This is a genomic window from Solidesulfovibrio aerotolerans, from assembly GCF_009856865.1.
Lineage (GTDB): Bacteria > Desulfobacterota > Desulfovibrionia > Desulfovibrionales > Desulfovibrionaceae > Solidesulfovibrio > Solidesulfovibrio aerotolerans.
Map to the genome: position 1 here is coordinate 1 of NZ_WVUD01000082.1, position 5,268 is coordinate 5,268.

Annotated in this window: 5 protein-coding genes; 2 read left to right on the plus strand and 3 right to left on the minus strand. The window is 53.7% G+C overall.

The features are described from left to right. Together tnpB and GTA51_RS19830 are read left to right on the plus strand one after the other, a co-directional pair. Nucleotides 1-263, plus strand: a 263-nt coding sequence (gene tnpB / locus GTA51_RS19825) for an IS66 family insertion sequence element accessory protein TnpB (RefSeq protein ID WP_160964224.1), incomplete at its 5' end; no start/stop codon positions are given. Nucleotides 264-312: 49 nt separating this feature from the next. Further along, nucleotides 313-1,218 (plus strand): IS66 family transposase zinc-finger binding domain-containing protein, encoded by a 906-nt coding sequence (locus tag GTA51_RS19830; protein WP_343039542.1) that lies wholly within the window; start codon nt 313-315, stop codon nt 1,216-1,218. Nucleotides 1,219-1,247: 29 nt separating this feature from the next. On the opposite strand, the gene GTA51_RS19835 is transcribed toward GTA51_RS19830, so the two are convergent. The 3 genes from GTA51_RS19835 to GTA51_RS19845 all read right to left on the minus strand — a co-directional run bounded on the left by GTA51_RS19835 (nt 1,248) and on the right by GTA51_RS19845 (nt 4,794). Continuing rightward, a complete protein-coding gene (locus tag GTA51_RS19835) occupies nt 1,248-2,357 on the minus strand; it encodes a Fic family protein (protein WP_160964226.1) in 1,110 nt (369 codons plus the stop codon). Nucleotides 2,358-2,681: 324 nt separating this feature from the next. Beyond that, a complete protein-coding gene (locus tag GTA51_RS19840; protein WP_160964228.1) occupies nt 2,682-4,004 on the minus strand; it encodes a hypothetical protein in 1,323 nt (440 codons plus the stop codon). Nucleotides 4,005-4,020: 16 nt separating this feature from the next. Beyond that, on the minus strand, nt 4,021-4,794 hold the full coding sequence (locus GTA51_RS19845; protein ID WP_160964229.1) for a ParA family protein: 774 nt from the start codon (nt 4,792-4,794) through the stop codon (nt 4,021-4,023). Nucleotides 4,795-5,268: the final 474 nt, after the last annotated feature.

The window sequence follows — 5,268 nt, forward strand, 5'->3', positions numbered from 1 at the left end:
CACAGCAGCTTACGCTCGATCCGTTCGCCGGCCACCTGTTCGGATTTTGCAACCGCAGTAGGACCATCATCAAGCTGCTCTACTGGGATCGCAACGGCTTTTGCCTATGGCAGAAACGGCTGGAGCGCCATGCGTTCCGCTGGCCGACCCGCGAGACTGAGGTGCTGGCCATCGACTCCAGGCAGCTCGCTTGGCTGCTCGACGGTCTTGATCCTCTGGCGGTAAAAGGCCATTCCCGGCTAGAGTATTCAACGCTCTTTTGACCAGTATTATCTTGATTAAATTGAATAATACTGGCATACTGCTCGGGCCGTGGATATCAATTCCCTTCCTGACGACCCCGACGTTCTCAAGAGTGTCATTGCCGATCATCGGACGCAAATTGCCCAATTGGAGCAGCGCCTTCGGCTCTTGAACCTGATCATCTACGGTCCCAAATCCGAGAAAAAGCCCCGCACCGGCCAGGCGCAACAACTCTCCTTGTTCGATGAAGCCGAACAGACAGTGGAAGAGCAAACGCCACAAACCTTCGAGGAAGCCTGCACCCCAGCCCATACCCGTGGTAAACGCGGTCGCCGGCCCATTCCTGCCGATCTGCCCAGGGTGGAGATCGTCCACGATCTGCCGGAATCGGAGAAAGCTTGCCCCTGCGGCGCGATCTTGGTCCGCATCGGCGAGGAAGTTAGCGAGAAGCTCGATATCGTGCCGGCCAAGATTCAGGTCATCCGCCACATCCGGCCAAAGTACGCCTGCCGGGTCTGCGAAGGGGTGGAAGATGACGGGCCGACGGTGAAAACCGCGCCCATGCCGCCCCAGCTCATCCCCCAGGGCATCGTCACCCCAGGCCTTTTGGCCCATGTCGCGATAGCCAAATACGCCGACGCGCTTCCCCTCTACCGCCAAGAGGACCAGTTCGCCCGCCTGGGCCTGGACATTACCCGGGGGACTCTAGCCGGCTGGATGATCCGGGTATCTACGCTACCTCTTCGAGCACTTGCCGGCGGCAACTACCGATGCCCAACGCAAGGCCCTCCTGCCACAACATCTCGATCCCTGCTCCCTGATCATCCCTGCCTGAGCTTCTGCCGCTTCCTGCTCGCCCTGACAAGACGCGTCTTATTGAGCGCTTACGGGCAAGCACTTCCTCGAATCGCTCCCGGCTCATCCCGGCTTTTTTCCAGGGGCGGGCGGTGCAATACTGTTTGCGGGAAACTTTGAGGATCGCCCATGGTTTATTCTGTGTCATGCTATTTCGAAGATGTCAGTGAATAGGATGTGCTGCGCCCACCGGCTGCGTCTTTTGCTAAAAGGCCAAATTCCAAAAGTTCACGAATATCTCGAAGTGCGGTATCCTGGGAGCATCTGGCAATCTTGGCCCATTTCGATGAAGTTAATTTCCCCTCAAAACCATCCAGCAGCTTGTTGACCATGAGCTTTTGCCGAGAGTTCAACGAGGCAGCGGCTTTTTGTTCCCAAAAGCGGGCTTTTTGCAAAACTGCTTCAAGGACACTATCGGTTTTATGGATCGCTCGGCCAAGACAGGAGAGGAACCAGAAAAGCCAATCGGTCACGTCAAGATCGCCTTTTTGCGTTTGTTCAAGGATGCCGTAATACTCATTGCGTTCTTTCCTGATTTGCGACGAAAAACTATAAAAACGCTGGGACGTTTTTTCTATACGAGAAAGTATCATATCGGCCAGCGCCCGAGCAATGCGCCCGTTGCCGTCCTCAAATGGGTGGAGTGTCACAAACCAAAGATGGGCAATGCCCGCTCGCAACACACCATCAAAGGCATCGCCATTTTCAAACCAGTCCAAAAATCTACGCATCTCGTCTTTGAGTCGTGACGCCACAGGCGCTTCGTAATGGACGTGCTCTTTGCCGATAGCGCCAGAAACAACTTGCATCGGTCCCTTGGCATCGTCGCGCCATGCAGCCACCTTGATTTTGCGCAAGCCGCTATAGCCGGTCGGAAAAAGGCCGGCGTGCCAGCCAAACAATCTTTCTGCCGTAAGCGGTGCGGAATAATTTTGCGTGGCGTCCAGCATCATTTCGACAACGCCTTCAACCGACCGATCAGCAGGAACCAAGGCCACGGTATCAAGTCCAAGCCGACGTGCCACGGATGACCGCACTTGTGCCGCGTCGAGGATTTCCCCCTCGATCTCGCTGGAATCCAGAATGTCCTGGGTCAGGGTGTTTAAGACCGTCTCGGCGCGAAGCGAAAAACCAAGCCCTTCCATGCGCCCCAGAAGCCAGCCTTGTCTGTGGCGCACCTCAGCCAGTTGCTCGTTTAGGGCAGCGGCATCCCATCGGAACCGGGGCCAATCAGGCAGATCGTAGATGTATTTGCTCATTCGCCGCACTCCATGCGGAGAATATGGGGTATATTCTCCGCATGGGCAAGCGAAAGTCGAGAACCTCAGGAATGGCTCTGTTTTCGATTTTCGGCACGATCACGGACTGTCCCCCAGAAAATGCGGGAAAATTGATCTGACGGTCGATTTGGGGCCTCTCCGTGTCGCGCTGCTCGTGCGGATCGCTGACAGCCTCGATGCTATCCGGGAGGGGATTGACCTTACTGGCGACGGCAAACCTTCAGGATCGCCCAAGGTTTGTTTTTCTGATTTTCTGCCATAGCTTCAGCGGTGTAATAACTACGTGATCCCTTGTTTATCCTACTAAATAGAATTGCTTTTCTTCCACACCGACCTCAACCACGCATCCTTCGGCCCACCTGGATGGCCACGCATTGCGTCGGCCAGTTCGTCGGGGGAGAGTCCGTCCCGCCACGCCTCGAACTGCGCCTTTTCGGCGGACTGCCTCGCTACGGTGACGGCCTTAGCTTCTTCCTCGGCGTCCTTTGCGGCCTGCTCCTCGGGCGACACGTAGCCCTTTGGGCGGCGGTAATAGCCGGTACGGGACAGAGAGCGAAAGACCCAGGAACATGGATCGGCCACAGGTTGGCCGTCCTTGTCGGTCATCTTGCCTTGCTCAAGTTCCCATTCGGCATGGTCAAGGCTCTGAAGCACCTTGTCCATGGGCTTGCCCAACTCGGAAAGAGCCTGGGCGATTTGGTGGAGCTGATCGCGGCCGAAGCCGGTACGGGACAGGTGCGGCCAGGTCGTGGCGATGCGCTCAGGCGAAAGATAGATAGATAGAGAATATCTATCTATCTCTTCCTTATAAGAGGCGGGCATCCTGTCCGTTTGTCCTGTCCGCTTATCTTGTCCGTTTGCCCTGTCCGTTTGTCCTGTCCGCTTATCTTGTCCGTTTGCCCTGTCCGTTTGTCCTGTCCGCTTATCTTGTCCAGTCTGAGGAGAGAACTCAAATTTCAATCCTCGTGAACTGCCTTGATACCAAGGGTGCTTTTCGAGCCATCCCAGGGACACGAGCTTGTCTATTCCGCGCCGAACGGTGCGGTAAGGAAGAGCTGTTTCCGCAGTGATTACGTCATAATTCGCTATGTGTGATCCGTAGCGCTCGAAGTATTCCAGGACGACTTTCTGAGCCGAAGTCCGGGGTGCGGAACGGTCGGGCAGGAACAAGGGGAGGGCTTCATCCTGTCCGCTTATCCTGTCCTCTTGTCCTGTCCGTTTATCCTGTCCTCTTGGACTGTCCACTTGCTCTGACTGCTCATCCTGTCCGTTTGTCCTGTCCGTTTGTCCTGTCCGTTTGTCCTGTCCGTTTATCCTGTCCTCTTGTCCGTTTATCCTGTCCGGTTGACCTGTCCACTTGTCCGGTTGACCTGTCCACTTGTCCGTTTGTCCTGTCCGTTTGTCCTGTCCGTTTATCCTGTCCTCTTGTCCTGTCCGGTTTTCGGTTTGGGACTCAACGGCGGGAAGTGATTTTGGGGAGGTAGGGAGGTGGATAACTTCCGCAGGAGTCCGCGAGCCAGCGGCGTTGGCGTCAAGTTCACGGACAATGGCGCGGTGCTCGGCCCCGATAGAGGTAGCCGACTTGGCGGATTCGCGGAGTTGATCGCGGAGAGTCTTTCGGGCCATGACACAGACTCCTTGTCTACTCTTGGAGTAGGTCAATTAATTCCGTGGCAAGTTTACGGAATTTCGAAGCGGCAGCGGATTTTGGGGCAGCTCGCAAGACGGTTTGCTTGAGGGCTTCGGACTGCTTCACAGCCGTGCATCGCGGGATCATCGTTTCGAAAACAAGTCCTTCGTAGTCTTCCAGGATGCCGGCCACAAAAGCGCGATCAACTCCTTCGCGGCGATCCACTTGATTTAGTATTAATCGTAAGAACCTAAGATTAGGATTTACTTCTTCTTGAACGTATTTGATTGTGCGAATTGTTTTATCAAGCCCTGCTGTTGCATAGCGTGAACCTCCTGTTACAGGACATATAACGAAATCAGCAGCGGCCATGGCTTGCAATGAAAATAACCCAAGATTTGGTGGGCAATCTAGCAAAGTGAAGTCAAATCTATTTATGGCGTAGGATCGCAATCTTTGATTTAAAAGTTGGTATCCTTTGTCATCTCTTGCGAGTAATTCAGGTTCTAAAGAACCTGAGTCTTCTGTGTTTGGCAAAAAATGAACTCGGTCATATTGGGTCGGGTACACACACTTGTTAGGGTCAATTCCTTCTCCATCCAATAGTTCATATAAGGTCGCGTCTGGAGCTGTAGGAAAAAAATTTGATGTTGCATTGCATTGGTTGTCAAGATCGACAACCAATACAGAAACACCTTTATTCGCCAATGAGTGGGCGAGGTTCAGTGTTATTGTCGTTTTCCCAACGCCGCCCTTGTTGTTTACTACCGCAAAAACCTTCCCCATGTCCCCGCCTCCCTGTTCGTTTATGTAACGCGATTATCACTTTTTTCCCAAAGGTGGCAATAGTCTTTGCCCGAAATTAAGCCTGGTTTTTACCGATCAGCATAGATCGATTGAGTCGTGGCAGAGGAGGGAATTAGCGGTGAAGGACCGTGCGAAACGTCGGCCAGCGGAAGAATTCGCTTGATGGTTATATCTGCGAAAAATGTAAGTATAAAAGTGGCTTGGAGTGACGAAAAATGCTTAATTTTCATAGGATTCCTTGCGAATCCCTTGGCTTTTCCCGCGCCGCAAACGATCTTCTTTTTGGTGTACATTAAGGCTTCTTTTGAATCCCTGGCCGCTATCTGGTAACCGTCAAAAGAACCCCTTCTTACGCCTCCTGAATTTTCTGGCATGGAGTGTCCCCAGGAGGGGCGACCATGGTAGCATCGGCACCGGAGCATAGATCCGAAAAGGCGGCGTATTGGGCTGGAC

What these genes read in the sequence shown, in the direction of transcription:
- GTA51_RS19835 (WP_160964226.1), bottom strand. Translation starts at nt 2,357, where the DNA reads ATGAGCAAATACATCTACGATCTGCCTGATTGGCCCCGGTTCCGATGG.
- GTA51_RS19840 (WP_160964228.1), bottom strand. Translation starts at nt 4,004, where the DNA reads ATGGCCCGAAAGACTCTCCGCGATCAACTCCGCGAATCCGCCAAGTCG.
- GTA51_RS19845 (WP_160964229.1), bottom strand. Translation starts at nt 4,794, where the DNA reads ATGGGGAAGGTTTTTGCGGTAGTAAACAACAAGGGCGGCGTTGGGAAA.